We start from the raw sequence: 22,671 nt of genomic DNA, 5'->3' as shown, positions 1-22,671 counted from the left end.
GGCGGCCGCACGGTGGGCGCCGGCGTAGTGTCAAAGATTCTGGACTAAAGGAATGGTTGATGGTTAATAGTTGATGGTCAATGGTTAATGAGTCCTCATTGGCCAACACCAATCGACTATTACCGATGACCGAGTACGCACGATTCGAACGAAACAAAGATGGCAAGTCATCAGAAAATTCGCATCAAGCTGAAGTCGTTTGACCACAGCCTGATCGACAAAAGTGCAGAGAAGATCATCCGCACCGTCAAACAGACGGGCGCTGTGGTGAGCGGCCCGATTCCGCTTCCTACGCGGAAATCGATCTACACCGTTTTGCGTAGCCCGCATGTCGACAAGAAAAGTCGCGAACAGTTCGAAACGCGCAGTCACAAGCGACTGATCGACATATTGTCGACCAGTAGCAAGACGGTCGACGCCTTGATGAAGCTCGAATTGCCGAGCGGAGTGGACGTCGAAATCAAAGTCTGACCGTACCGTCCCACCAGACGTATTCCCCTGCGATGAAACGAACCCATCCTATTCTGCCGGCACTGGCCTTTTTCCTGCTCGTTTTCGTGGCCGTTGGCTGCGACGGCACGGAGGATACGAGTGATCTCGAGCAGTTTATCGGCACCTGGGAATTAACCGGCGCCTCCGATGAGGAGGGCGACAAAACGGCCGTTTTCTCCCAGCTCGGCACGCTAACGTTGAGCCTTGAGGAGGAGGGTTCGCACGCCCTGACGGTTGATATCGTGGCGCCGGAGGAAGAAGACGTGAGCCTCGCGGGTACGTATACCGTCAACGAAGCCACGCGGCAGTTGCTGCTGGCGGTGACGTTCAGCGGCGTACCGTTCAGCCTTGGATTCGATTATGTCATCGAAGATGCGGACACCATCGTATTGACGGCCGACAGCACCGTTCTCGTGGCGCTCCTGGGCGCTGAAGCGGGATCGCTACTGACAGGTGATGTGACGCTGACCATCGAGCGGACGAGTTAAAACTGGCGAAAGCCACAAACCCCAGAAACGGCTCCTTAACGAGCCCGGGCAATAGAATCGTATAGAGCCATGAGTAGCGGATTGATCGGAAAAAAGATAGGGATGACCAGCATTTTCGATGAAGCTGGAAACAGTATCCCATGCACGGTCATTGAAGCCGGCCCGAATGTGGTGACGCAGGTCAAAACGTCGGATGGGGCGGACGGGTATGACGCCGTGCAGCTGAGCTTCGGCGAACGCAAAGAAAAACGAACCACCAAGGCCCAGAAAGGGCACTTTGCGAAAGCCGGCACGACCCCCAAACGCTTTGTAGCCGAGTTTCGCGACTTCGCGGAACCGGTCGAGCTGGGAGCGGAAGCTCGCGTGGAATCCTTGTTCAATGTGGGCGACATCGTACACGTAGTCGGGACTTCGAAGGGAAAAGGTTTTCAGGGTGTGGTTCGACGCCACGGGTTTAGCGGTGTCGGTATGCGCACGCATGGCCAGCACAACCGCGGACGCGCACCGGGTTCAATCGGCGCTTCCTCCTTTCCTTCGCGCGTAGTGAAGGGGATGCGGATGGCGGGCCACATGGGTGACAGCCGGGTGAAGGTCCTCAACCTGCAGGTAGTGCGCATCTACCCGGAGCATCAGGTAATTCTGGTGCGGGGCGCTGTCCCCGGTCCCAAAAACGGAATGGTGGAGATTCACCGCAAGTAACCGTGAGATAGACCGAAGCGCCGAGGCGCCGGTCGAGCAGTAACGCATAGCGAACGGAAGAACATGAAACTCAAGGTCCTTCAACAAGACGGCAAGGAAACAGGGCGCTCGGTTGCTCTGGACGCCACGGTGTTTGGCATAGAGCCCAACGATCACACGATCTGGTTGGACATCCGCCGTATTCAGGCCGGCGGACGCCAGGGCACGCATAAAGCCAAGGAACGCGCGGAAGTCGCCGGCAGTACACGGAAATTGTTTCGCCAGAAGGGGACGGGCGGCGCGCGTGCCGGCTCGGCCAAATCGCCGCTTCGTCGGAGTGGTGGTACGATCTTCGGTCCCCGTCCGCGTGACTATTCCTTCAAGGTGAACAAGAAGACAACGCAATTGGCTCGCCGCTCCGCGCTGAGCTACAAGGCGACTGCGGATGCCATTCGCATCGTGGAGGACTTCAAGTTCGAATCTCCGGACACCGGGGCGATGGTGGCGATGCTCGCCGCACTTGGCCTGGCCGGATCCAAGGTGCTGTTGCTTACGAATGGGGTGGATGTGAACGCATACCGTTCGGGCCGCAATATTCCGAAGCTGCAGGTGCTGAATGCGGACGCGGTATCGACCCTCGACGTGTTGAACGCGAAGGTCTTGGTGCTGCAGGAGGGCGCGATCGATTCGTTGGGTCGCGTGCTCGGGGCCGTCGAGGCTCCTCCCGTGGCGGCAGCGGCGCGCAAAGCATCGAGCAAAAAGGGTGCACAACCCCCTTCCGAACCGACCGCTTGAGGTCTTGAAGACGCATACGTGTAAAAGGAGCGATCATGAACAAACAGATATTGTTGCGGCCCTTTGTGACGGAGAAGATGTCGCATCTCATGGAGGCTAGTCATTATGCCTTCGTGGTCGATTCGGGCGCAAACAAGATTGAAATTCGCAAAGCGATTGAATCGCGCTACCCGGGCGTGCAGATCAAGGAAGTGCGGACGCTGAACGTGCGGGGCAAACGCCGCCGGCAGTTTACGAAGCGCGGCCTTGTCTCGGGCAGCACGGCATCCTACAAACGGGCGATCGTGACGCTGCAGCCGGGCAGCTCGCCAATCGATTTCTTTGAGAACGTGTAACGCGCGGTAGACGTAACGACAGAGCCATGGCTATTCGACAGTACAAACCCAATACGCCGGGTCAACGGCAACGATCGGTATCCGCGTTCGACACCATCACCAAGTGGGAGCCGGAGAAGAGCCTTCTTGCGCCGCTGAAAAGCATGAGCGGCCGCAACAACCTGGGTCGCATTACGGTCCGCCACCAGGGTGGGGGTCACAAGCGCCGCTACCGCATCATCGACTTCAAGCGCAACAAGCTTGGCATTCCGGCGCGCGTGGCGAGCATTGAATACGATCCGAATCGCTCGGCCCGTATTGCATTGCTGGTATACGCCGATGGCGAGAAGCGCTACATCATCGCGCCGAACGAGATCACGGTCGGGATGACCCTGCTCAACGGCCCGGGTTCGCCCCCGGAGCCTGGCAACTGCCTGCCCCTGGCGCAGGTGCCGGTGGGGTCGTTTGTGCATGCGATCGAGATGAAGCCGGGCAAAGGCGCTCAGCTCGCTCGTTCGGCCGGCACGTTCGCCCAGTTGACGGCCCGGGAAGGGACGTATGCCACCCTCCGTCTTCCCTCGGGCGAGACGCGCATGGTGCCGGTACAGTGTATGGCGACGCTGGGGACAACCAGCAATCCGGATCACAACAACATCGATTACGGCAAGGCCGGCCGCAAGCGCTGGCTGGGCATTCGGCCTAAGGTACGTGGTGTGGCCATGAACCCTGTCGACCACCCGATGGGCGGTGGTGAAGGCAAGGCATCGGGTGGTCATCCGCGCTCCCCGACCGGCGTCCCGGCCAAGGGTTTCAAGACGCGCCGCAAGCGGAATCTGTCGGATCGCTACATCATCCGTCGCCGCAAGAAATAACCGGGCAGCGTCTCTTTTTCCTCAGCGCAAACGAGTTGACTCAATTATCGTATGGCACGCTCACTCAAGAAAGGACCGTTCGTACACTATAAGCTGCAGCGCAAGGTGTCGGTGTTGAACGATGCCGGCAAGAAGAAGGTGATCAAGACCTGGAGCCGCGCGTCGATGATTGCGCCGGACTTTGTCGGGCACACCTTTGCCGTGCACAATGGCAAGCAGTTTATCCCGGTGTACATCACGGAGAACATGGTAGGGCATCGCCTGGGCGAGTTTGCGCCGACCCGTACGTTCCGTGGTCACTCCGGCGAAAAGAGAAAGTAGGCGCCGCCCTTTCGCGTGTAGCCATCACGCGATCCTTACACGGATCCTTTACGGTATCCTTACATAGTATCGACCGGGGTGTCCCGGTTAGATCAAACCGAATCGGTCAGGTTATGCAGGCCAAGGCTGTACGTAAATTTATCCGGAGTTCTCCGATGAAAATGCGCCCCGTTGTTAACGTGGTACGTGGGCAGCGCGTCTCGGAAGCGATCAGCGCGTTGAACTTCTTGCCGCAGAAAGCGACCGATACGGTTCGCAAAACCATTTTGTCGGCCGTGCACAACCTGATGGATCAACATCAGGACCAGCGCTTCGACGAAAATGAACTGATCGTCCGGGAAATCCGGGTCGATGTGGGTCCAAGCTTCAAGCGGTACCGTCCGGGACCGCGTGGCCGCGCCCAACCGATCCTGAAACGGACGAGCCACCTGACCGTCATTGTCGGCACGAAGGCCGACACCGAAGGGGCAGGGGCCTAACGGCGCGAGTCGCCAGCCGGCGCAAATGACGCGCGCCACACGCTAATTTTCTAACAGCACAGGACTTTACAGTGGGTCAGAAAACCAATCCGATCGGCTTTCGCCTCGGCATCATCCGGGGCTGGGATTCCAACTGGTACGCGGAAAAGGATTTCGCCGAAAAGCTTGTGGAAGACGAAGAAATCCGCAAGTACCTCATTGCGCGCCTCAAGCGCGCCGGGCTCAGCCGCGTGGTGATCGAACGAACGCCGAAGCGCGTCATCCTCACGCTGCACACGAGCCGGCCGGGCGTAGTTATCGGCCGGGGTGGCGCCGAGGTGGAAAAACTCCGCGAGGAGTTAAAGAAGCTGACCAATAAGGACATTCAGATCAACATTACGGAGATCAAACGTCCTGAGTTGGATGCGAGCCTTGTGGCCCAGAACGTGGCGCAGCAGCTGGCAGGGCGAGTGTCGTTCCGACGCGCCATGAAGCAGGCGATCACGGCGGCCATGCGAATGGGCGCCGAAGGCGTCCGTATCAAGGTTGGAGGCCGGCTGGGCGGTGCTGAGATGGGCCGTACCGAGCAATACCTCGAGGGCCGTGTGCCGCTGCACACGGTTCGTGCCGACATCGACTACGCCGAGGCCACCGCCTTCACCATCTACGGTACCCTGGGGGTCAAGGTATGGATATTCCGCGGCGAGATCATCGGCAAGCCCGACCTCAGCCCGAACGTCCAGGCCCAGCGCCAGCAGATGCAGCAGATGCCGCCGCAGCGTCAGCGTCGTCAGCGCCGGGGCCGTACGGGCGGTAAGCCTGGCGCCGGTGGAAAGCCGGGCGCTGAATAATCGCACGGGTAGCCAGACCATTCAACTATTGAAGGAGAGTAGGTGACGTCATGTTAATGCCCAAGCGCACAAAGTTCCGTCGGCACCAGAAAGGTCGCATCAAAGGGAATGCGACCCGCGGAACGGTGATCAACTTTGGTGATTTCGGGATCAAGGCGCTGGAGCCGGGCCGGATCACAAGCCGCCAGATCGAGGCGGCTCGTATCGCGATGACCCGCCGCATGAAGCGTGCGGGCCGCGTATGGATCCGCATCTTCCCGGACAAGCCGATTACGAAGAAGCCGGCCGAAACCCGAATGGGTAAAGGTAAGGGCGCGCCGGAGTTCTGGGTAGCCGTTGTGCGCCCGGGCAACGTGCTCTTTGAAATCGGCGGCGATGTCCCGCAGGACCTCGCCAAGGAGGCGCTTGCCCTGGCGCAGCAGAAGCTGCCCATCAAGACGAAGTTTGTAACCAGGCCTGACTATCACGAAGCGACATGACCCGGATGCGGGCCGATTAACAGGACGCCGAGATGAAAGCGAAAGAAATTAGAGAGATGAGCGCAGACGAAATTCGTCAGCGGATCCGCGAGGAGAAGGCGCAGCTGGACCACCTGTCGTTCCAGCACGCGATTGCCGACGTGCAGAACCCGATCCAGATGCGGACCGCTCGCCGGCTTATTGCTCGCCTGAGCACCATCCTCACCCAGAAAGAATCCACGGCGGCCGGCACGGCAGCCTGAGAGCACACCAAACGGGTAGTTGGTGAGGTACGGTTTACGGCTCACCAAGCCCCAGCATACCATGGCAACAGAAGAAATCCGCAACAGAAGGAAAGAGCGCATCGGCGTCGTCGTGAGCGCGAAGATGAACAAGACGATCAGCATCGCCATCAAGCGTCAGGTAAAGCACCCGATCTATGGCAAGTTCATCAAGCAGACGAGCAAGCTGATGGCCCACGACGAGACGAACGACGCACGGGAAGGGGACACGGTCCGCATTATGGAAACGCGCCCTCTGAGCAAGAACAAGCGCTGGCGTCTGGTCGAAATCATCGAACGGGCCAAGTAGAAGCGGCAAGCGTGCGGCCTGACGGTCCGCGTAAGCGTGCTTCCCGGGTATCGCTCACAGTATAATAGACTTCATAAGCCATGATCCAGCAGGAAACCAGACTCGCCGTAGCCGACAATAGCGGCGCCAAAGAAGTGCTCTGCATCCGTGTTCTCGGCGGCACGAAACGCCGTTATGCCCGTGTCGGAGACAAGATTATCGTCAGCGTCAAGTCCGCCATTCCGGGCGGCAATGTGAAAAAAGGCGAGGTGAGCCCGGCCGTTGTCGTACGCACCCGCAAGGAATTTCGACGCAAGGACGGTACATACATTCGTTTCGATGAGAACGCCGCCGTGTTGCTTGACAACAACGACGAGCCGAGGGGAACGCGTATTTTTGGACCCGTGGCGCGCGAACTGCGTGAGAAGCAATTCATGCGCATCGTGTCACTGGCTCCGGAAGTACTTTGAACCCAACCGAAGGCGCCGGCTCGATCAAGCCGGCCATTGTTGTGCAACCTGTGTGCAAACTCAATTGAACTCGTAGCATCATGCCTCGCACGAAGAACAAGCAGAAAAAGCTGCACATTAAAAAAGGGGACATGGTGATGCTGAATAAGGCTATCACCAGTGCGAAGTCGCTCACTTCCGACCGTCAGAAAGGGTATGTCGGGAAAGTGCTTCGGATTTATCCTGAGAAGGACCGCGTGATCATCGAAGGCGTGAACATCCGCATTCGACACACGAAGCCCAATCAGTTGTATCCCCAGGGCGGCCGTATCCAGCGTGAGATGCCGATCCATATTTCCAACGTTATGCCGATCGATGGAAACGGGAATCGGACCCGCGTGGGCCGGAAACGGATTGAAGATCCGGAGACCGGGCGTGGACGTTGGGTTCGCTTTGCAAAGACCACGGGAGAAGAACTGGACCGATAGTCCCGGCGACGGTGCGGGCTGCATGCCGGCCTGATTCGCTGCCTGATAGACCTGTTGAGTGTAAGAACAACCATGGCGTACACACCGAGACTCAAGCAACTGTACCAGGAAAAGATCGCCCCCGAACTGCAGAAGCAGTTCGGTTACAGCAGTGCGATGCAGAATCCCCGCCTGCTGAAAATCAGCGTGAACAAGGGCATCGGGGAAGCCACAGGCAACAAGAAGATTCTCGACGACGCGGTCCAGGAGTTGCGCATCATCACGGGCCAGCAACCCGTCGTCGCGAAGGCCCGGAAAAGCATTTCGAACTTCAAATTGCGCGAAGGGATGCCTGTTGGTGTCCATGTGACGCTGCGTGGCGACCACATGTGGGAGTTCTACGATCGCCTGGTGACGCTGGCATTGCCGCGCGTGCGCGACTTCCGCGGCGTTTCCGATCGTAGCTTTGATGGCCGGGGCAACTACACGCTTGGCGTGAAGGAGCAGATCATTTTCCCGGAGATCAACGTCGATAAGATTGATAAGATCACGGGGCTGGACATCACATTTGTGACGTCCGCGAACACGGACGAAGAGGCTATGGCGTTGTTGAAAGCGCTGGGCATGCCGTTCGTGCGTCGTGAAGAAGCCGTTGTTGCGGTCTGAACCGCACACACCTAGGTATAAACCGAATCGCAGAGTCCGATTATGGCGAAGAAAAGCTGGATGGCCCGGGAGCGCAAAAAACGCGCAGCTGTCACCAAATACGCCGAAAAGCGCAAGCGCTTAAAGGCGGCTGGCGATTACGAAGGGTTGCAGAAGCTGCCCCGTAATGCGAGCCCTGTGCGGCTCAAGAACCGGTGCGCACTCACCGGGCGCACCCGCGGCTACATCCGTAAGTTCGGTGTGTCGCGTATCATTTTCAGGCAGATGGCGCTTGCAGGCAAGATTCCTGGTATTCGGAAATCGAGCTGGTAATCCATCGTTTACGATCACTCGAGCGCGTCGCCGGAGAGGCGAAACGGCCCGAAAATAAGAGCATGTTATGAGTGGTATTACCGATCCCGTTGCGGATTACCTCACCCGAGTGCGCAACGCGCATCAGGCTCGTCACCGCCATGTCGATGTGCCGGCCTCAAAGCTGAAGCGCGCCATGACGCAGATTCTGGTGGAGAAGGGTTTCGTCAAGAGCTACCTGGATGTCGATGACGGCAAGCAGGGGTTGATCCGGATTTACCTCAAGTACGACCAGAAGGGGCGGCCGGCGATTCACACGCTCACGCGTATCTCCAAGCCGGGGCTCAGGAAGTACGTTGGTTCGGATGAACTACCGCGCGTGAAGAACGGGCTGGGTATCGCCATTCTCTCCACGTCGAGAGGGGTGATGAGCGACAAGGAAGCGCGTCGCATCAATGTGGGCGGCGAAGTGCTGGCCTTCGTGTATTAATCAGCTGTATGGCGCGTGGCCTGAGCCGGCCGCCGCGACTCACTTAGATCTTAGTCAGGGTACGCGATGTCTCGTGTTGGAAAGCTGCCGATAGGCTTGAGCAACGGGGTTACGATCAACGTGGCCTCGAACAACCTGCTGACGGTAAAGGGGCCCAAAGGCGAGCTGTCTTTGCAGGTTGATCCCGATATCACCCTCGAACAAGAGGATAAAGAGCTTCTGGTCAAGCGGCCGACGGAGCAGAAGCGCCACCGTGCCATGCACGGCCTTTACCGGGCGCTGATCCATAATATGGTGACCGGTGTCTCCACGGGTTTCAAGAAGGAACTCGAGGTGATCGGCATCGGATTTCGCGCCGTGGTGAACAATGGTGTTCTCGAGCTGGCGCTCGGGTACTCCCACCCGATCTACTTCTTGCCCCCGCGCGGCGTGGCCCTGGACGTGGACACGAAGCGCGGCAAGAATCCGATCATCATCATCGAAGGGATCGACAAGCAGATGGTGGGCCAGGTGGCCGCCAAGATCCGGAATCTGAAACCGCCGGAGCCCTATAAAGGCAAGGGGGTTCGGTATATCGACGAACATGTGCGGCGTAAAGCCGGCAAGACCGCCGCTCGATAGTCGGCGGATGTCCTCTTTGTTCCATCGGGCCGGAGGGTCGGAATCTTCTGGCTATAGAGCAACACAGACATGCAAAATTCCAATAAGAACAGGCGCCGGGCGCGGATCCGGCTTCGCATCCGCAAGAAGCTTTCGGGCACCAGTGAGCGGCCGCGTCTCAGCGTCTACCGATCAAATCGCCACATTTACGCGCAGTTGATCGACGATCTAGCCGGGAACACCCTGGCGTCGGCGTCGACCTTTGCGATGGATGATGCGGCCGGTAAGCCGGTTGAAGCGAGCAAGCGGGTCGGGCAGGCCCTGGCCGAGCGAGCGAAGGCAGCCGGCATTGCGGTGGTCGTATTCGACCGTAACGGATACAAGTATCACGGACGCGTCAAAGCGCTGGCTGAAGGCGCGCGAGAAGGCGGGCTCCAGTTTTAACGTTGATCGGTCGGGCGCTACCGCACCGACCGGGTTTTATATCGAACGCACATGGCAAAAGAAAGAAATCGTCGCGACCGGGAAAAGCCCAGCGCTCCGCAGAAGGAATGGATGGAGCGCCTTGTTTCGGTGAATCGCGTAGCGAAAGTCGTTAAGGGCGGTCGCCGCTTCTCCTTCAACGCCGTGGTGGTGGTGGGAGACGGCAACGGCCTCGTCGGCGCCGGGCTGGGCAAGGCCAACGAAGTCGCCAGCGCGATAGCGAAGGGGACGGAGGACGCCAAGAAGAACGTGGTGTCGGTGCCGATCCGGAAGGGTACGATCCCGCACCCTGTCACAGGGACGCAGGGCGCCGGGCGGGTATTGCTACGGCCGGCGGCACCCGGTACGGGCGTGAAGGCGGGCGGCGGCGTACGCGCCGTGCTGGAATGTGCGGGTATCAAGGACATCTTGTCGAAGTCGCTCGGCTCGAGCAATCCGCACAACCAGGTGGCTGCCACGCTGGATGCGCTCACGACTATCGAAGATCCGATCGAAGTGGCGCATCGTCGAGGCATCCCACTTCGCAAGGTGTTCGAAGGGTAACACGCGCGCCCTGTCGTGTCTGCCCTGTTGTGTCTGCCCTGTTCGGGCTCCCGAGGGGCGGTCTTGCGTGCGCCAACACAGAACGATCTCGCATACTGGATTTACCATGGGTACGATAAAAATTACGCAGACGCGGAGCCTGATCCGTCAGACGAAAAACCAGAAGCGCAATATGGAAGCGCTCGGGTTGCGCCGCATGCACCAGACCGTCGAGCACCAGGACACCCCTCAGCTCCGCGGCATGCTGGTGAAAGTGCATCACCTGGTCACCATCGAAGAGAGCAAGTAACATGGATCTGAGCAATCTGAAGCCCGCGAAAGGGGCTACGAAAAAGGAGAAGCGCATTGCACGCGGCGTGGGCTCGGGCTACGGTGGTCATAGCTCTACGCGGGGCGACAAGGGCCAGAAGAGCCGTGCCGGCTCTAGCATTCCGGTGCACTTTGAAGGCGGCCAGATGCCCCTTCAGCGTCGTATTCCAAAGTTCGGTTTCAAGAATCGTTTCCGCGTCGAGTATCGCGGCGTGAACCTGGAGCGGATAACGAAGCTTGTGGAGTCCGGGCTGTGCGACGCCTCGCAGCCGATCACCCCCGAGGTGCTCGCGACGATCGGCCTCGTTCGCAAGAACGAACGCATCAAGATTCTGGGCGGCGGTGAGCCCGGTGGCGCCCTGCAGTTCCAGGCACATGCGTACAGCGCCTCGGCGCGTGCGAAAATCGAAGGCGCCGGCGGTACGGCAACAGTCATCAAGTAGCCACTCCCTCCGCTCCCTGATGGGCGGACGTATTTTAATAAGCACGCGTTATGGCTGGATTTGCCGATAGTATCCGTAACATTTGGAAGGTAGAAGAGCTGCGTAAGCGGATCATCTACACCATCACGCTGCTCCTGGTGTATCGCCTCGGCGCTCAGGTAACCTTGCCCGGTGTCGACGCGAGCATCCTGGCCGTCGTAAACGAACAGAATAGCGCGAACAACCTGTTCGGCTTCCTCGACCTGTTTGTGGGGGGCGCGTTTAGCGCGGCCGGCATCTTTGCCCTCGGCATCATGCCGTATATCACGGCGTCGATCATCTTCCAGCTGCTTGGCGCGGTCTCGCCGGCCATCCAGAAGATGCAGCGCGAGGGGGAGGAGGGGCGAAGGAAAATCACCCAGTATACCCGCTACGCCACAATTGTGATCACGGCGATCCAGGCGGTCGGCTACGTGATCAACCTTCGGTATGGCGCGACAGGGCAGGCGATTGTGGCCGGCCCGACCATGTTTATGCTGAGCACAGTGATGGTGCTTACGGCCGGCACCATGTTCGTCATGTGGCTGGGTGAACGGATCACCGAGTCAGGCATCGGCAATGGGATTTCGTTGATCATCATGGTCGGCATCATCGCTTTCCTACCCCAAGCGTTGTACAACGAATTCGATCTGGCGCCCAACTTCTTCGTCTTCCTGATCGAGATCGCCGTGCTGGTGTTGGTGATCGCCTTCGTAATCTTGATCTCGCAGGGGACGCGCCGAGTGCCGGTGCAGTACGCCAAACGCGTCGTGGGGCGGAAGGTATATGGCGGTACGACACAATACCTCCCGATTCGCATCAACGCGGCGGGCGTCATGCCGATCATCTTCGCGCAGTCCATCATGTTCGTGCCGGCGACCATCGCGCAGTTCTTCCCGAACAGTCCGTTCATGCAGCAGTTCGGGGGGTGGTTTAGCGATATCTCCAGCGCCAGCTATTCGTTTGTATTTTTCCTGATCTGCGTATTCTTTACCTACTTCTACACGGCCATCGCCGTGAACCCGAAAGAGATGTCGGATACGATGAAGCGGCAGGGCGGCTTTGTGCCGGGTATTCGTCCTGGCAAGCAGACAAGCGAGTTCATCGATAACATTCTCACCCGTATCACCTTTCCCGGGGCCGTTTTCCTGGGGCTCGTGGCTATTTTGCCGGCGATTGCGATGCAAGCGGGGGTCACCCAGCAGTTTGCGTTGTTCTTTGGCGGAACGAGTCTGCTCATTCTCGTGCAAGTTACACTCGATACGCTGCAGCAGATCGAGAGCCATTTGCTCATGCGCCATTACGACGGCTTCCTGAAGTCAGGCCGCGTCCGTGGGCGTGCCCGATAGCGCGCCTTCAAGATCCAATGGTTTATTTAAAGAACATACAGGAAGTGCAGTCTCTGCGAGCGAGCGCTACGCTGGTGAGCAAGACCCTGGCGGAAGTGGCCGGGCATATTCGCCCGGGTATAACGACGGGTGCGCTGGATGCGGTGGCCGAGGCGTTTATCGCTGGCCATGGCGGCACGCCGGGATTCAAGGGGTATAAAGTGGGCCCTAGGACGTTTCCCGCCACGCTTTGTATCTCCGTGAACGAGGAGGTGGTGCATGGTATCCCCGGCGGATACGCGTTGCAGGAAGGGGACCTCGTAACGGTGGATTGCGGCGTGCGGTTAAACGGTTTTTATGGCGATAGCGCCTACACCTTTGCCGTAGGCGAATTGACGGCCGACAAGGTGCAGTTGTGCCGTGTCACGTACGAGGCGCTCAATCTGGGGATTGAGGCATCGACGGTTGGTCATCGAATCGGGGATATATCGGGCGCCATACAGGCGCATTGTGAGTCGCACGGGTACGGCGTCGTGCGGGATCTTGTGGGGCACGGCATCGGCCGGAGCCTTCACGAAGATCCGCAAGTGCCGAATTACGGGCGTCGGGGCACGGGTCGGAAGTTGAAGGAGGGCATGACCCTCTGCATCGAGCCGATGATCAATGCCGGGACGTACGAAGTGACGACGCGGGAAGACGGGTGGACGGTTGTAACGATCGACGCATCGCCTTCCGCGCACTACGAGCACATGGTGTTCGTCCGGCGGGGGGAAGCCGAGGTATTGAGTACGTTTTCCTATATCGAGGCTTTAATCGAGGCCCCATACACCATCGAACTTACCAATGGCTAAACAAAACGCCATAGAACAGGACGGAGAAGTGATTGATGCTCTCCCGAACGCGCAGTTTCGCGTGCGCCTTGAAAACGGGCACGAGATCCTGGGGTTGCTTTCGGGCAAGATGCGGATGCACTTCATCAAGATTTTACCCGGTGATCGTGTGAAGATTGAGTTGTCTCCCTACGATCTGTCGAAAGGACGCATTGTTTACCGCTATAAGTAGGCGGAAGCGAGAGGGCTGGACGACGTTTGAGAGAACTTTTTGCCGGCGTGCTCGTTTAGGCGTGTCTGCGGAAAAAGTCATACTTGCTGTTAACCTGTACCAGGTGTCCCATGAAAGTTCAAGCCAGTGTCAAGAAGCGTAGCGCGGACGACAAGATCGTCCGCCGCAAGGGGCGCATTTACATCATCAACAAGAAGAACCCGAAGCATAAGCAGCGCCAGGGCTGATGCCCCCTGCACAATGCGTATTTGAGCCGGTAAGATATGCCACGTATTTCTGGAGTTGACGTACCGAACGACAAGCGCGGCGAGGTCGCTCTGACTTCCATCTTTGGGATCGGTCGTTCCCGTGCGATTGAGATTCTCGAGCGCGTCGGGCTTGATCGGAACTCGCGTCCGAACGCCTGGACGGAGGAGCAGACGCGTCAGATTCGTCAGTTGCTTGAAGACGAGTACCAGGTTGAGGGGCAATTGCGGACTGAAGTGTCGATGAACATCAAACGATTGATGGACATCGGGTGTTATCGTGGGCTTCGTCACCGTAAGGGACTGCCCGTGCGGGGCCAGCGGACGAAGACCAACGCCCGTACGCGTAAAGGTCGGAAGCGTACGGTGGCCGGAAAGAAGAAGGCGCCGCGTAAATAACAGAGCATCCTGTAGAACAGCACTATGTCCAAGAAACAGAAAGGCGCCGCCGGGCGCGCCGTACGCAAGAAGAAGGTCGTGGTTGAAGCCAACGGCCAGGCTCACATCAAGGCTACCTTCAACAACGTACAGGTGACGTTGACTGACCAGTATGGCAATGCCATTTCCTGGGCCAGTTCGGGGAAGATGGGTTTCAAAGGTAGCCGTAAGAATACGCCGTATGCCGCCCAGGTGGCGTCCAGCACGGCGGCGAAGGAAGCCTACGATCTCGGGTTGCGTCGAGTCGAAGTTTTTGTAAAAGGCCCGGGTTCGGGTCGTGAGTCCGCGATTCGGGCGCTGGCCGCGGTTGGCCTCGAGATCGCTACTATCCGCGACGTTACACCTATTCCACACAATGGCTGCCGGCCTCCCAAGCGGCGTCGCGTCTGATTCGTCAGGCGGAACGCCGATTCGGGTATAAGTACCGGTTGCGGCTGCTCCTGCGGGGAGCTGTCGTACGTTTGTTCGTGTGCTAACACAAACGAGGAGATAACCCTATGGCCCGTTACCGAGGCCCAAAACAGAAGATTGCGCGGCGCTTTCGTGAGCCGCTCTTTGGCCCCAGCAAGTCGCTTGAAAAGAAGCCGTATGCCCCGGGGCAGCATGGACGTACTCGTCGGACAAAAGAGAGCGAGTACTCGGTTCAGCTGAAGGAGAAACAGAAAGCCAAGCATACCTACGGCTTACTGGAGCGTCAGTTCAGGAACCTGTTCGAGAAGGCGGCGCGCAAAAAAGGCGTCACCGGCGAGAACCTGCTCAGGTTCCTCGAGGCCCGTCTGGACAACACGGTGTTCCGCCTTGGTTTCGCGATGACGCGCCGGCAGGCCCGTCAATTCGTGACGCACTGCCACATTCTGGTCAACGACAGCGTGGTGAATATCCCGTCGTTCCAGTTGCGCGCAGGCGACATCGTGTCCATCCGCCCACGCAGCAAGGACGTCGAATCCATTCGCGAGTCCGCCAAACGGAGCCGGCGCACGTTCCCGTGGCTGGAAGTGGATCGGCAGAAACTCCAGGGTAAATTCCTGGACTTCCCGAATCGGACGGATATTCCCGAGAATATTCGCGAGCAGCTCATCGTCGAGCTCTACTCGAAGTAACCTTGCGCTGAGCGAAGAGGGCCCCGCCAGTTGACGCGTAAGGGCGCCCTCGCCCTGACTCCCGCCACGTCGGGTCACCGAACATTAGAACAGCATTGTCCACTATGAGCACTTACGCGATTCAGATGCCGGATGGCGTTCAGCCGGAGGAAGTAACAGGAACCTACGGCGTTTTTGTCGTTCAGCCGCTGGAACGGGGGTATGGGGTGACGATAGGCAATGCGCTTCGTCGCGTGTTGCTGTCCTCGCTGCAGGGCGTGGCCATTACGGCGATCAAGATTGATGGCGTGCAGCACGAGTTCTCTACGATCCCCGGTGTGATCGAGGACGTTTCGGATATCATCTTGAACCTGAAAGGGGTTCGCTTCAAGCCGCTCGACACATCCGACAGCAACATTCACCTGATGCTGAAAGGACCCGGCGAATGGACGGCCGGCGATTTGGGCAAGGTCACCAGCGCCTATGAGGTGCTCAACCCCGATTTCCACATCGCCACGCTGTCCGACGGCGCTGAAGTATCCGTTGAATTGCGCATGGGGCGTGGCCTCGGCTACGTTGCATCGGATGACAACAAGCAGTCCGACGACCCCATCGGGATCATTGCGATCGACTCGATCTTCACGCCGATCCGGAATGTGAAATATACCGTGAAGCCGACCCGTGTGGGTCAGCGGATCGACTATGAGCGCCTGATCTTCGAAATCACGACCGATGGGTCGATCGCTCCGGATGAGGCGCTGCATCATGCCGCCCTTATCATGCGGGATCACATCGCGCTCTTCCTACGGATCGACGAGCCGTCCCAGCCGACGGTGGCCGAGAAGGAGGTCGACGCCGAAGTCCAGCGCATCCGCGAGTTGTTGCTTCAATCTGTTGACGAACTGGACCTTTCCGTCCGGGCGCACAACTGCTTGAAGGCAGCCAATATCAAGAACATCGGCGACCTCGTCCGCCGCGACGAACCCGAAATGCTGAAGTTTCGAAACTTCGGCCGTAAGTCTCTGCAGGAGTTGATGCAGGTGCTCGAAGAGCGCGGCCTTCACTTCGGCATGGATGTCGACAAATATCTCCAGGATTAAGCGGGCCTCGTGCCGGCAGATCCCTCGATCTTCACGATCTCCGATCCTAACGACCAGTCGCGGTTGATACGCCGGCTGCCGTACCATCAGTCGAAGTCATGAGACACCAGAATAAAGGCTTTAAACTCGGGCGTACGCACTCCCACCGTAAGGCGACCCTCCAGGCCCTTTCCACGGCGCTGCTCACCCACAAGCGTATCACCACGACCCTCACCAAGGCGCGTGCGCTCCGGATGTACGTCGAACCGATCATCAATCGGGCTAAAGACGACTCGACGCACAGCCGCCGACTGGCCTTCCGTTCGCTCCACAGCAAGGAAGCCGTCAAGGAACTCTTTGGTGAGATCGCAGCCAAAGTCGTTGACCGCCCGGGCGGCTATACGCGGATCGTCAAACTGGGCCAGCGCGCCGGCGACTCCGCCGAACTGGCCGTGATCGAACTGGTCGACTATAACGCGACCTCGTCCGATGCCGCGCCAGCCAAAGCCGGACGCCGCCGCACTCGTCGTGGGAGTGGCGTCGCCAAACCGGCCGGCGAGGAGAAGCCGAAATCCAAGCCGAAAAAGGAAGCGGCCCCTAAAGACGACGCCGCCGAAGAGTAAACGGGCGAAATCGGAACGATTCTGGAATCAGGCGCCCCTGCCATGCGGGGCGCCTTTTCCGTTTTTAGCCGTCGCGGAATGCCCTCTTGCCACACCAGCCCACCCAACCGGCCATCAGAATTTCCCCGGCTCTCCTCACAACGCACTGGAACCGTCCTGAAGACGCCTATTTAAACAGGATATGATTCAGGCCTCATCACGACTTAATAACTCGGACTTACGCGTCGAACCGGGGTATCAGGAGAAGCTGTTGGAGCTGCTCAGGAGTTGTCGCGCCAATCTGAGAAGTGTCGATGAGGACCTGATCGAGCGCGCGTTTAAGCTGGGGTACTGGGCGCACCGCAACGACGTGCGGGCATCGGGCGAAAAGTACATCAGCCACCCCCTCGAGGTAGCGCTGATCGTTGCTCAAGAAGTCGGGTTTGACGATGTCAGCGTTGCCGCCGCGCTCTTGCACGACGTGGTGGAGGATACGGAGTTTTCGCTGGACTACATCCGTCAGGAGTTCGGGCCGGCCATGGCCCTCATCATCGATGGTCTGACGAAAATCGCGGATGTCTTCTCTTCGCGCGAGACCGGGCAGGCCGAAAACGTCCGCAAACTGATGCTTTCGATGGCCTCGGATATCCGAGTCATCCTGGTCAAGTTCGCGGACCGCCTCCACAACATGCGGACGCTCAGTTCGCTGCCAAAGAAAAAACAACTCAAGATCGCCAGCGAGACGCTCGAACTCTACGCTCCGCTGGCCCATCGATTCGGCCTCTTTGCGATCAAAGGCGAACTGGAAGACCTGTCGCTCAAAGCCCTTGAACGAGAGGCGTACTCGGAGATCGCCCGCGGTCTGAGCGCCACAAAGAAGGAGCGCGAGGCCTACGTCGCCTCATTTATCGAACCCCTACGCGATCGACTGCAAAAAGAAGGGTTTGATGTCGACATCTACGGCCGGCCCAAACGCATCTTCTCTATCTACCGGAAGATGCGCGAGCAGGGCAAGCCGCTGAATGAGATCTACGACCTCTTCGCCATACGCATCGTAACGAAGAGCACCGGACGGAAAGGGAAAGAGGACTGCTGGCGGGTGTATTCGATCATCACAGACCTGTACCGGCCCCTGCCCGAACGCTTCCGGGATTTTATCTCGGTGCCCAAGTCGAACGGTTACCAGAGCCTGCACACGACCGTGCTGGGCCCACGAGGCCGGCGCGTGGAGGTGCAAATCCGCACCCAGGAGATGCACGAGGTGGCCGAACGCGGCCTCGCGGCCCACTGGAAATACAAGGAGGGCTTCGAGACCGCCGATGTCCACATGGATAAGTGGCTATCGTGGGTGCGCGACCTGCTCGAAAACCCTCGGCCCGAGCATGCCACCGAATTCGTCCAGGAGTTCCGTCTCAACCTGTATGACGAAGAAATCTACGTTTTTACGCCGAAAGGGTCGCTCCTGAACCTTCCGCGTGGCGCTACGCCGGTCGACTTCGCCTTCCAGGTGCACACGGAGGTCGGGTACCATTGCATCGGCGCGAAGGTGAACGGCAAGATGGTGCCGCTTTCACACGAACTGGCGAGCGGCGACCAGCTGGAGATCATCACCTCCAAGAAACAGACGCCGCGGGCGGACTGGATCAAGTTTGTGGTGACCCACAAGGCGCGGAGCCGGATTCGCCACTGGATCAACGAACAACGCCGGCAGACGGTGGAGGCCGGGTTGACGATCTGGAAGCGGAAAATCAAACGCGCACATCTCCAGATCGACGATCGGGAGCTCCAGCGACACGCGACGCGGCTCAAATTTCCCAGTCCCCAGCACATGTTTTATGAGATCGGAGCCGGCCTCTTCGATCCGAATGAACTCCTGCGTCAGATCCAGGCGAAACCCGAGACGCCGGCCGAGGAGGAGGTGACGCCGGAGGTTCAGGATACGACGGCCCAGCTCCAGTACAGCTCGTTTCTGGATGCCGCCCAGTCATCGGGTTCACCCGCCCTGATGATCGATGGCGAACTCCATACGGACATCGTCACCGGATATGCCGGATGTTGCAACCCGATTCCAGGCGATGAAGTCTACGGCTATCTCAGCAAAAACGGCAGCATCAAAATCCATCGCGTCAACTGCAAGAATTCACCTTACCTGCTCATCAACCACGCCGACCGGATCATGCAGGTTGAATGGAGCCGGCAGAAGGATGTTGAGTTCGTGGCGGCGCTGCGCGTCGTCGGGGAGGACCGCGTCGGGATCCTGAGTGATATCACAACGGTGATCTCAAAGAATCTTAAGACGAATATCCGCTCGATCACCGTCGATACCGAAGACGGCGTTTTTACGGGTACGATCGTACTCAGCGTCAGCGATCTCGAACATCTTAAACGGCTCATGGAGCGGATCCGACGCGTGACCAGCATCCACGGGGTATACCGTTTTGAGAAGTAACCGAATAACACGAACGAATGCTCTTCGTTTTTTTGCTGGCATTCTTTCGCGTAAGTAATTACTTTCCATGCAACTAGCCACAAACGTGATACGCTCGCATGGAGGATCGCATCAAGACGCTCACCAAGAAAGACGTCGCCCGCAAGGTTTCGGATATTATGGACGAGCCGATTTACAAGAGCGAGCCATGGGTGGGTGCCGTCATCCAGGCCCTGGCCGAGTTGATGGTAGAGGCGGATCCTGAAGTGCGCATCGAATTACGCGATTTTGGCGTTTTCGAGGTCAAACGCACCAAAGCCAAGCCAAAAGCGCGCAACCCCAAAACCAACGAGACGGTGTTTATTCCGAGCCGGCGAAAGACCCATTTCAAGCCCAGCAAGCGGCTTAAAAAGATTCTCCAGGTGCCGCTGAAGAAGCTCCAGTATGCCATTCCGGACGGGAGCGCGGACGAAACGGAGGCCCTGTCGAACGGGCGGAACCGACCCTGAGGCAGCCCTCTGCGCCCTGCTATGGACACGAACGACCCTCCTCGCATCGTAGCGGTGGATTACGGCACACGACGGGTGGGTGTTGCCATCAGCGACCCGCTCCACCTCTTTGCCCGGCCGTACGGGACGTTCAGTCCGGATGATGCGGTGAAGGCTATCGAGGACATCCACCGCGACACGGGCATCGCCTGTGTGTTAGTGGGGTGGCCGCTCACGCCGGATGGTGACGAGGGACCCGCCACCGAACGCGTTCAGCAATATATCAACCGCCTCGCCAAACGCCTGCGCGGGGTCCCGGTGCTGAAGGTCGACGAACGGTCTACTTCCCGGCGCGCCGTGGAAGCCCTCGTCGATGCCGGCGTGGGGCGGAAGGGGCGTCGTCAAAAAGAGCGCATCGATGCCGCCGCCGCTGCGATCCTGCTCCAGGATTATTTGGAACATGGGGACGATTAGGTGCTCGGGACGGGCGAACCCCTTGGGACCGACATCGTATTATGTGCCATTCGTGATCAGTTGACGTGCACACGCATGATCCTTCCCATCTATGTCTACGGCGCGGACGAACTCCGCCATCCTGCCCTCCCCATCCGTGAAAGCTCGGATGCGCTCCAGCAGCTCATCGACGACATGATCGAAACGATGCATGGCGCATCGGGCATCGGGCTGGCGGCGCCGCAGGTGGGGAGTTCCCAGCGGTTGTTTGTTGCCGATCTCACCCCCATGGCCGAGGAGGCCGAGGAGGAGTTGCTCATCGGGCCCCTCGTATTTATCAACCCCGAAATAATCGCCGAAAGTGAGGACCTGATCGAGTTCGAGGAGGGCTGCCTGTCGATCCCGGATTTACGCGAATACGTCGCCCGGCCAGAGCGGGTACGGATCCGGTACAAGGACCGGCATTTTGTCGATCAAGAGATGGAGGCCGGCGGATTGCTGGCGCGGGTCATCCAACACGAATACGACCATCTGGACGGCGTTCTCTTCATCGACCACATCAGCCCATTTCGCCGGCGCCTCCTGAAACGCCGGCTGCGCGACATGGCGAACGGGGAGGTCGAAGCCGATTATCCGCTGAAGATGGCGGTTTGAGGGCCTGGTGAGGACTTTTGCGCCCCCTCTTTTATCTCACCGCTTTTTTGCTGAATTTGCCGCCCCGCTCGGCTACCTCCGGCCGGGTCGATACCTTCCACCGGACTCCTCGATGGTCATGCGTCATTCCCACGGCTCCTGCTCCCGCTTCCTCGCCTTGACGGTACTGCTTCTTGCGCCGGCCGCCGCTATCGCACAACCCCGGTGGCGGTCGCACGACATTGAACGGCCTCGTCCCGCCGTCGTCGTCCCACCCGCGCTGCAGCTCCCGGTAGCGCCACCGTCCGATGCCGTCGTGTTGTTTGATGGTTCCTCGATGGAACACTGGGAAGCGACGGACGGCACTCCGACAAAATGGGTGATCGAAGGGGGCAACATGGAGTCCGTTGCGGGCGCCGGCTATATCCGGACAAAGCAGGGTTTTGGGGATATTCAGCTGCACGTCGAATGGGCGGCGCCGGTGCCGGCGATGGGCCAGAGCCAGGGCCGCGGCAATAGCGGGGTGTTCCTGATGGGCCTGTACGAAGTGCAAGTGCTCGATTCGTACGGCAATGACACCTACCCGGACGGGCAGGCCGCCGCCGTCTACGGACAGTACCCACCGCTGGTGAATGTGGCGCGCCCACCCGGTGAATGGCAGACGTACGACATCGTGTTTCGCCGGCCACGCTTCGCCGCCGATGGACAGCTGCTCACCCCGGCGCGGGTAACCGTCCTTCACAACAACGTGCTGGTGCAGGACAACGTGGAGATCTGGGGGCCCACGGAATGGCTCGAAAACAAGCCGTACGCATCCCACTCCGAGCGCCTGCCGTTGGCGTTCCAAGATCACGGAAATCCGGTGTTATTTCGCAATGTCTGGCTTAGAGAGCTCGATGAGTCTGCCATCGTGGCCACCGAGCCGTATCAGGGCCGCGCCATCGCCCTGCCCGACGAGGTGCTTGCCCGTTACTTCGGGCGGTACGTAGCCGGCGGAAATGCCTATGCCGTCGGCCGCGATGGGGATCGTCTCTACGCCCAGGTCAACGGGCGCAAGCTTGCCATCACGCCCCACTCGCTGACGACGTTCGCGCTCGACAAAACGGGGGGCGAGTTTGTGTTCGAACTGGATGCCGAGGGAAAACCGACCGGGGTGACCTTCCACATGGGGGGCGGAGTGTACACAGCGCGCCGGGCCGACTGAGCGCAGGTTCGTTTCAGACCAGCTCGATCAGGATCTGATTCTTCTGCACCGCCACGCCGCTGGCAACGAGGATCCGATGGATCGCCCCATCCTGTGGCGCACGGAGTTCGTTTTCCATCTTCATCGCTTCCAGGATCACCAGGCCCTGGCCGCGCTTGACGGCGGCGCCGGCTTCCACGAGAATCTTGACGACGAGACCTGGCATCGGGGCGCGGACTTCCAGCTCGCTGGCTTTCGACGTGTCGCTGCCGCCGTATTGTTCAAGCAGCAGGGCGCGTTCGTTTTTTGCCGTCGCGGTTCGGGTAACCCCATCCACCGTCAGGTCGAGGACGCCCCGGGCGTCCGCCTCGCCCCGGACCCGGTAGCTGCGGCCGTCGACGATCAGCGAAAAGCCGCCCGGCGCTACTTCGAGGGAAACCGTGTGGGTGGTATCGCCGACTCGGGCCGTGAGGACGTGCAGCGAAACGTCGAAGGTGGCCTCGTCGATGTGGACGCGGTAACGCGTCGTTTGTTGGCCGGCTGGCGGCGTAGGGGGAAGGCCTGATGAACTTTGCACGGTCCGAAACGTAGGGTTGT

At 59.2% G+C, this 22,671-nt stretch carries 36 protein-coding genes and 1 pseudogene; 36 read left to right on the top strand and 1 reads right to left on the bottom strand.

From position 1 onward, the window contains the following. The first annotated feature begins 159 nt into the window (after positions 1-159). The 36 genes and pseudogenes from rpsJ (at position 160) to SH809_07460 (ending at position 22,095) form a co-directional block, all read left to right on the top strand. Positions 160-471, top strand: coding sequence for a 30S ribosomal protein S10 (rpsJ, locus tag SH809_07635; GenBank protein MDZ4699560.1), 312 nt, complete (start codon positions 160-162; stop codon positions 469-471). Positions 472-503: 32 nt separating this feature from the next. Further along, positions 504-980: a hypothetical protein gene (locus SH809_07630; GenBank protein MDZ4699559.1), complete on the top strand. Its 477-nt coding sequence runs from the start codon at positions 504-506 to the stop codon at positions 978-980. Positions 981-1,049: 69 nt separating this feature from the next. Beyond that, positions 1,050-1,679, top strand: a complete 630-nt coding sequence (gene rplC / locus SH809_07625; GenBank protein MDZ4699558.1) for a 50S ribosomal protein L3 — start codon at positions 1,050-1,052, stop codon at positions 1,677-1,679. Between the two features lie 63 nt (positions 1,680-1,742). Continuing rightward, positions 1,743-2,453, top strand: coding sequence for a 50S ribosomal protein L4 (gene rplD, locus SH809_07620; GenBank protein ID MDZ4699557.1), 711 nt, complete (start codon positions 1,743-1,745; stop codon positions 2,451-2,453). A gap of 35 nt (positions 2,454-2,488) precedes the next feature. Further along, on the top strand, positions 2,489-2,788 hold the full coding sequence (gene rplW / locus SH809_07615) for a 50S ribosomal protein L23 (protein MDZ4699556.1): 300 nt from the start codon (positions 2,489-2,491) through the stop codon (positions 2,786-2,788). A gap of 26 nt (positions 2,789-2,814) precedes the next feature. Beyond that, a complete protein-coding gene (gene rplB / locus SH809_07610; GenBank protein MDZ4699555.1) occupies positions 2,815-3,639 on the top strand; it encodes a 50S ribosomal protein L2 in 825 nt (274 codons plus the stop codon). 51 nt (positions 3,640-3,690) lie between these two features. After that, complete coding sequence (gene rpsS, locus SH809_07605; GenBank protein ID MDZ4699554.1) at positions 3,691-3,960, top strand: 30S ribosomal protein S19; 270 nt, start codon at positions 3,691-3,693, stop codon at positions 3,958-3,960. 113 nt (positions 3,961-4,073) lie between these two features. Beyond that, positions 4,074-4,439, top strand: a complete 366-nt coding sequence (rplV, locus tag SH809_07600; GenBank protein ID MDZ4699553.1) for a 50S ribosomal protein L22 — start codon at positions 4,074-4,076, stop codon at positions 4,437-4,439. Positions 4,440-4,510: 71 nt separating this feature from the next. Then, positions 4,511-5,269 (top strand): 30S ribosomal protein S3, encoded by a 759-nt coding sequence (gene rpsC, locus SH809_07595; GenBank protein MDZ4699552.1) that lies wholly within the window; start codon positions 4,511-4,513, stop codon positions 5,267-5,269. Between the two features lie 50 nt (positions 5,270-5,319). Beyond that, positions 5,320-5,748, top strand: coding sequence for a 50S ribosomal protein L16 (gene rplP, locus SH809_07590; protein MDZ4699551.1), 429 nt, complete (start codon positions 5,320-5,322; stop codon positions 5,746-5,748). A 32-nt stretch (positions 5,749-5,780) separates the two neighbouring features. Continuing rightward, positions 5,781-5,990 carry a 50S ribosomal protein L29 gene (gene rpmC / locus SH809_07585; protein MDZ4699550.1) on the top strand — a complete coding sequence of 70 codons (210 nt, stop codon included), beginning with the start codon at positions 5,781-5,783 and terminating at the stop codon, positions 5,988-5,990. Positions 5,991-6,051: 61 nt separating this feature from the next. Beyond that, positions 6,052-6,318: a 30S ribosomal protein S17 gene (rpsQ, locus tag SH809_07580; GenBank protein ID MDZ4699549.1), complete on the top strand. Its 267-nt coding sequence runs from the start codon at positions 6,052-6,054 to the stop codon at positions 6,316-6,318. Between the two features lie 80 nt (positions 6,319-6,398). Beyond that, positions 6,399-6,767 (top strand): 50S ribosomal protein L14, encoded by a 369-nt coding sequence (rplN, locus tag SH809_07575; protein MDZ4699548.1) that lies wholly within the window; start codon positions 6,399-6,401, stop codon positions 6,765-6,767. An 80-nt stretch (positions 6,768-6,847) separates the two neighbouring features. Then, positions 6,848-7,234 (top strand): 50S ribosomal protein L24, encoded by a 387-nt coding sequence (gene rplX / locus SH809_07570; GenBank protein ID MDZ4699547.1) that lies wholly within the window; start codon positions 6,848-6,850, stop codon positions 7,232-7,234. A gap of 72 nt (positions 7,235-7,306) precedes the next feature. Further along, a complete protein-coding gene (gene rplE, locus SH809_07565; protein MDZ4699546.1) occupies positions 7,307-7,879 on the top strand; it encodes a 50S ribosomal protein L5 in 573 nt (190 codons plus the stop codon). A 42-nt stretch (positions 7,880-7,921) separates the two neighbouring features. Further along, positions 7,922-8,191, top strand: a complete 270-nt coding sequence (gene rpsN / locus SH809_07560) for a 30S ribosomal protein S14 (GenBank protein ID MDZ4699545.1) — start codon at positions 7,922-7,924, stop codon at positions 8,189-8,191. Positions 8,192-8,258: 67 nt separating this feature from the next. Then, positions 8,259-8,660, top strand: a complete 402-nt coding sequence (gene rpsH, locus SH809_07555) for a 30S ribosomal protein S8 (protein ID MDZ4699544.1) — start codon at positions 8,259-8,261, stop codon at positions 8,658-8,660. A gap of 66 nt (positions 8,661-8,726) precedes the next feature. Next, positions 8,727-9,281 carry a 50S ribosomal protein L6 gene (gene rplF, locus SH809_07550; protein ID MDZ4699543.1) on the top strand — a complete coding sequence of 185 codons (555 nt, stop codon included), beginning with the start codon at positions 8,727-8,729 and terminating at the stop codon, positions 9,279-9,281. A gap of 69 nt (positions 9,282-9,350) precedes the next feature. Continuing rightward, complete coding sequence (gene rplR / locus SH809_07545; GenBank protein MDZ4699542.1) at positions 9,351-9,704, top strand: 50S ribosomal protein L18; 354 nt, start codon at positions 9,351-9,353, stop codon at positions 9,702-9,704. Positions 9,705-9,815: 111 nt separating this feature from the next. Beyond that, positions 9,816-10,286, top strand: a complete 471-nt coding sequence (gene rpsE, locus SH809_07540) for a 30S ribosomal protein S5 (GenBank protein ID MDZ4699541.1) — start codon at positions 9,816-9,818, stop codon at positions 10,284-10,286. Positions 10,287-10,392: 106 nt separating this feature from the next. After that, the gene (rpmD, locus tag SH809_07535) at positions 10,393-10,575 is read left to right on the top strand and encodes a 50S ribosomal protein L30 (GenBank protein ID MDZ4699540.1); all 183 of its coding nucleotides are present in this window, start codon (positions 10,393-10,395) and stop codon (positions 10,573-10,575) included. Position 10,576: 1 nt separating this feature from the next. Continuing rightward, complete coding sequence (rplO, locus tag SH809_07530; GenBank protein ID MDZ4699539.1) at positions 10,577-11,038, top strand: 50S ribosomal protein L15; 462 nt, start codon at positions 10,577-10,579, stop codon at positions 11,036-11,038. Positions 11,039-11,088: 50 nt separating this feature from the next. Continuing rightward, on the top strand, positions 11,089-12,405 hold the full coding sequence (secY, locus tag SH809_07525) for a preprotein translocase subunit SecY (protein ID MDZ4699538.1): 1,317 nt from the start codon (positions 11,089-11,091) through the stop codon (positions 12,403-12,405). Positions 12,406-12,422: 17 nt separating this feature from the next. Beyond that, a complete protein-coding gene (gene map / locus SH809_07520; protein ID MDZ4699537.1) occupies positions 12,423-13,235 on the top strand; it encodes a type I methionyl aminopeptidase in 813 nt (270 codons plus the stop codon). Then, positions 13,228-13,446, top strand: a complete 219-nt coding sequence (gene infA, locus SH809_07515; protein ID MDZ4699536.1) for a translation initiation factor IF-1 — start codon at positions 13,228-13,230, stop codon at positions 13,444-13,446. The genes map and infA overlap by 8 nt, the downstream gene beginning before the upstream one ends. A gap of 110 nt (positions 13,447-13,556) precedes the next feature. Beyond that, on the top strand, positions 13,557-13,673 hold the full coding sequence (gene rpmJ / locus SH809_07510; GenBank protein MDZ4699535.1) for a 50S ribosomal protein L36: 117 nt from the start codon (positions 13,557-13,559) through the stop codon (positions 13,671-13,673). 36 nt (positions 13,674-13,709) lie between these two features. After that, positions 13,710-14,090 (top strand): 30S ribosomal protein S13, encoded by a 381-nt coding sequence (rpsM, locus tag SH809_07505; protein MDZ4699534.1) that lies wholly within the window; start codon positions 13,710-13,712, stop codon positions 14,088-14,090. Positions 14,091-14,114: 24 nt separating this feature from the next. Beyond that, entirely contained in the window at positions 14,115-14,519 is a 405-nt protein-coding gene (rpsK, locus tag SH809_07500) for a 30S ribosomal protein S11 (GenBank protein MDZ4699533.1), read from the top strand. Between the two features lie 107 nt (positions 14,520-14,626). Continuing rightward, positions 14,627-15,229 carry a 30S ribosomal protein S4 gene (gene rpsD, locus SH809_07495; protein MDZ4699532.1) on the top strand — a complete coding sequence of 201 codons (603 nt, stop codon included), beginning with the start codon at positions 14,627-14,629 and terminating at the stop codon, positions 15,227-15,229. Between the two features lie 104 nt (positions 15,230-15,333). After that, positions 15,334-16,308: a DNA-directed RNA polymerase subunit alpha gene (locus SH809_07490; protein MDZ4699531.1), complete on the top strand. Its 975-nt coding sequence runs from the start codon at positions 15,334-15,336 to the stop codon at positions 16,306-16,308. 98 nt (positions 16,309-16,406) lie between these two features. Further along, positions 16,407-16,763 (top strand): annotated as a pseudogene (rplQ, locus tag SH809_07485) (50S ribosomal protein L17). Positions 16,764-17,091: 328 nt separating this feature from the next. Further along, positions 17,092-19,338, top strand: a complete 2,247-nt coding sequence (locus SH809_07480; GenBank protein ID MDZ4699530.1) for a bifunctional (p)ppGpp synthetase/guanosine-3',5'-bis(diphosphate) 3'-pyrophosphohydrolase — start codon at positions 17,092-17,094, stop codon at positions 19,336-19,338. Positions 19,339-19,436: 98 nt separating this feature from the next. After that, the gene (locus SH809_07475; GenBank protein MDZ4699529.1) at positions 19,437-19,826 is read left to right on the top strand and encodes an HU family DNA-binding protein; all 390 of its coding nucleotides are present in this window, start codon (positions 19,437-19,439) and stop codon (positions 19,824-19,826) included. A gap of 21 nt (positions 19,827-19,847) precedes the next feature. After that, on the top strand, positions 19,848-20,279 hold the full coding sequence (ruvX, locus tag SH809_07470) for a Holliday junction resolvase RuvX (GenBank protein ID MDZ4699528.1): 432 nt from the start codon (positions 19,848-19,850) through the stop codon (positions 20,277-20,279). A gap of 75 nt (positions 20,280-20,354) precedes the next feature. After that, the gene (gene def, locus SH809_07465) at positions 20,355-20,912 is read left to right on the top strand and encodes a peptide deformylase (protein MDZ4699527.1); all 558 of its coding nucleotides are present in this window, start codon (positions 20,355-20,357) and stop codon (positions 20,910-20,912) included. Positions 20,913-21,030: 118 nt separating this feature from the next. Beyond that, positions 21,031-22,095, top strand: coding sequence for a family 16 glycoside hydrolase (locus SH809_07460; protein MDZ4699526.1), 1,065 nt, complete (start codon positions 21,031-21,033; stop codon positions 22,093-22,095). Positions 22,096-22,108: 13 nt separating this feature from the next. Here SH809_07460 and SH809_07455 read toward each other — a convergent pair whose 3' ends face one another. Next, positions 22,109-22,651, bottom strand: a complete 543-nt coding sequence (locus SH809_07455) for a biotin/lipoyl-containing protein (GenBank protein MDZ4699525.1) — start codon at positions 22,649-22,651, stop codon at positions 22,109-22,111. Positions 22,652-22,671: the final 20 nt, after the last annotated feature.

The sequence above is a fragment of the Rhodothermales bacterium genome (assembly GCA_034439735.1).
Taxonomy (GTDB): domain Bacteria; phylum Bacteroidota; class Rhodothermia; order Rhodothermales; family JAHQVL01; genus JAWKNW01.
Note: the sequence above shows the minus strand (reverse complement) of the source record. Positions and strands in the feature narration are given on the sequence as shown.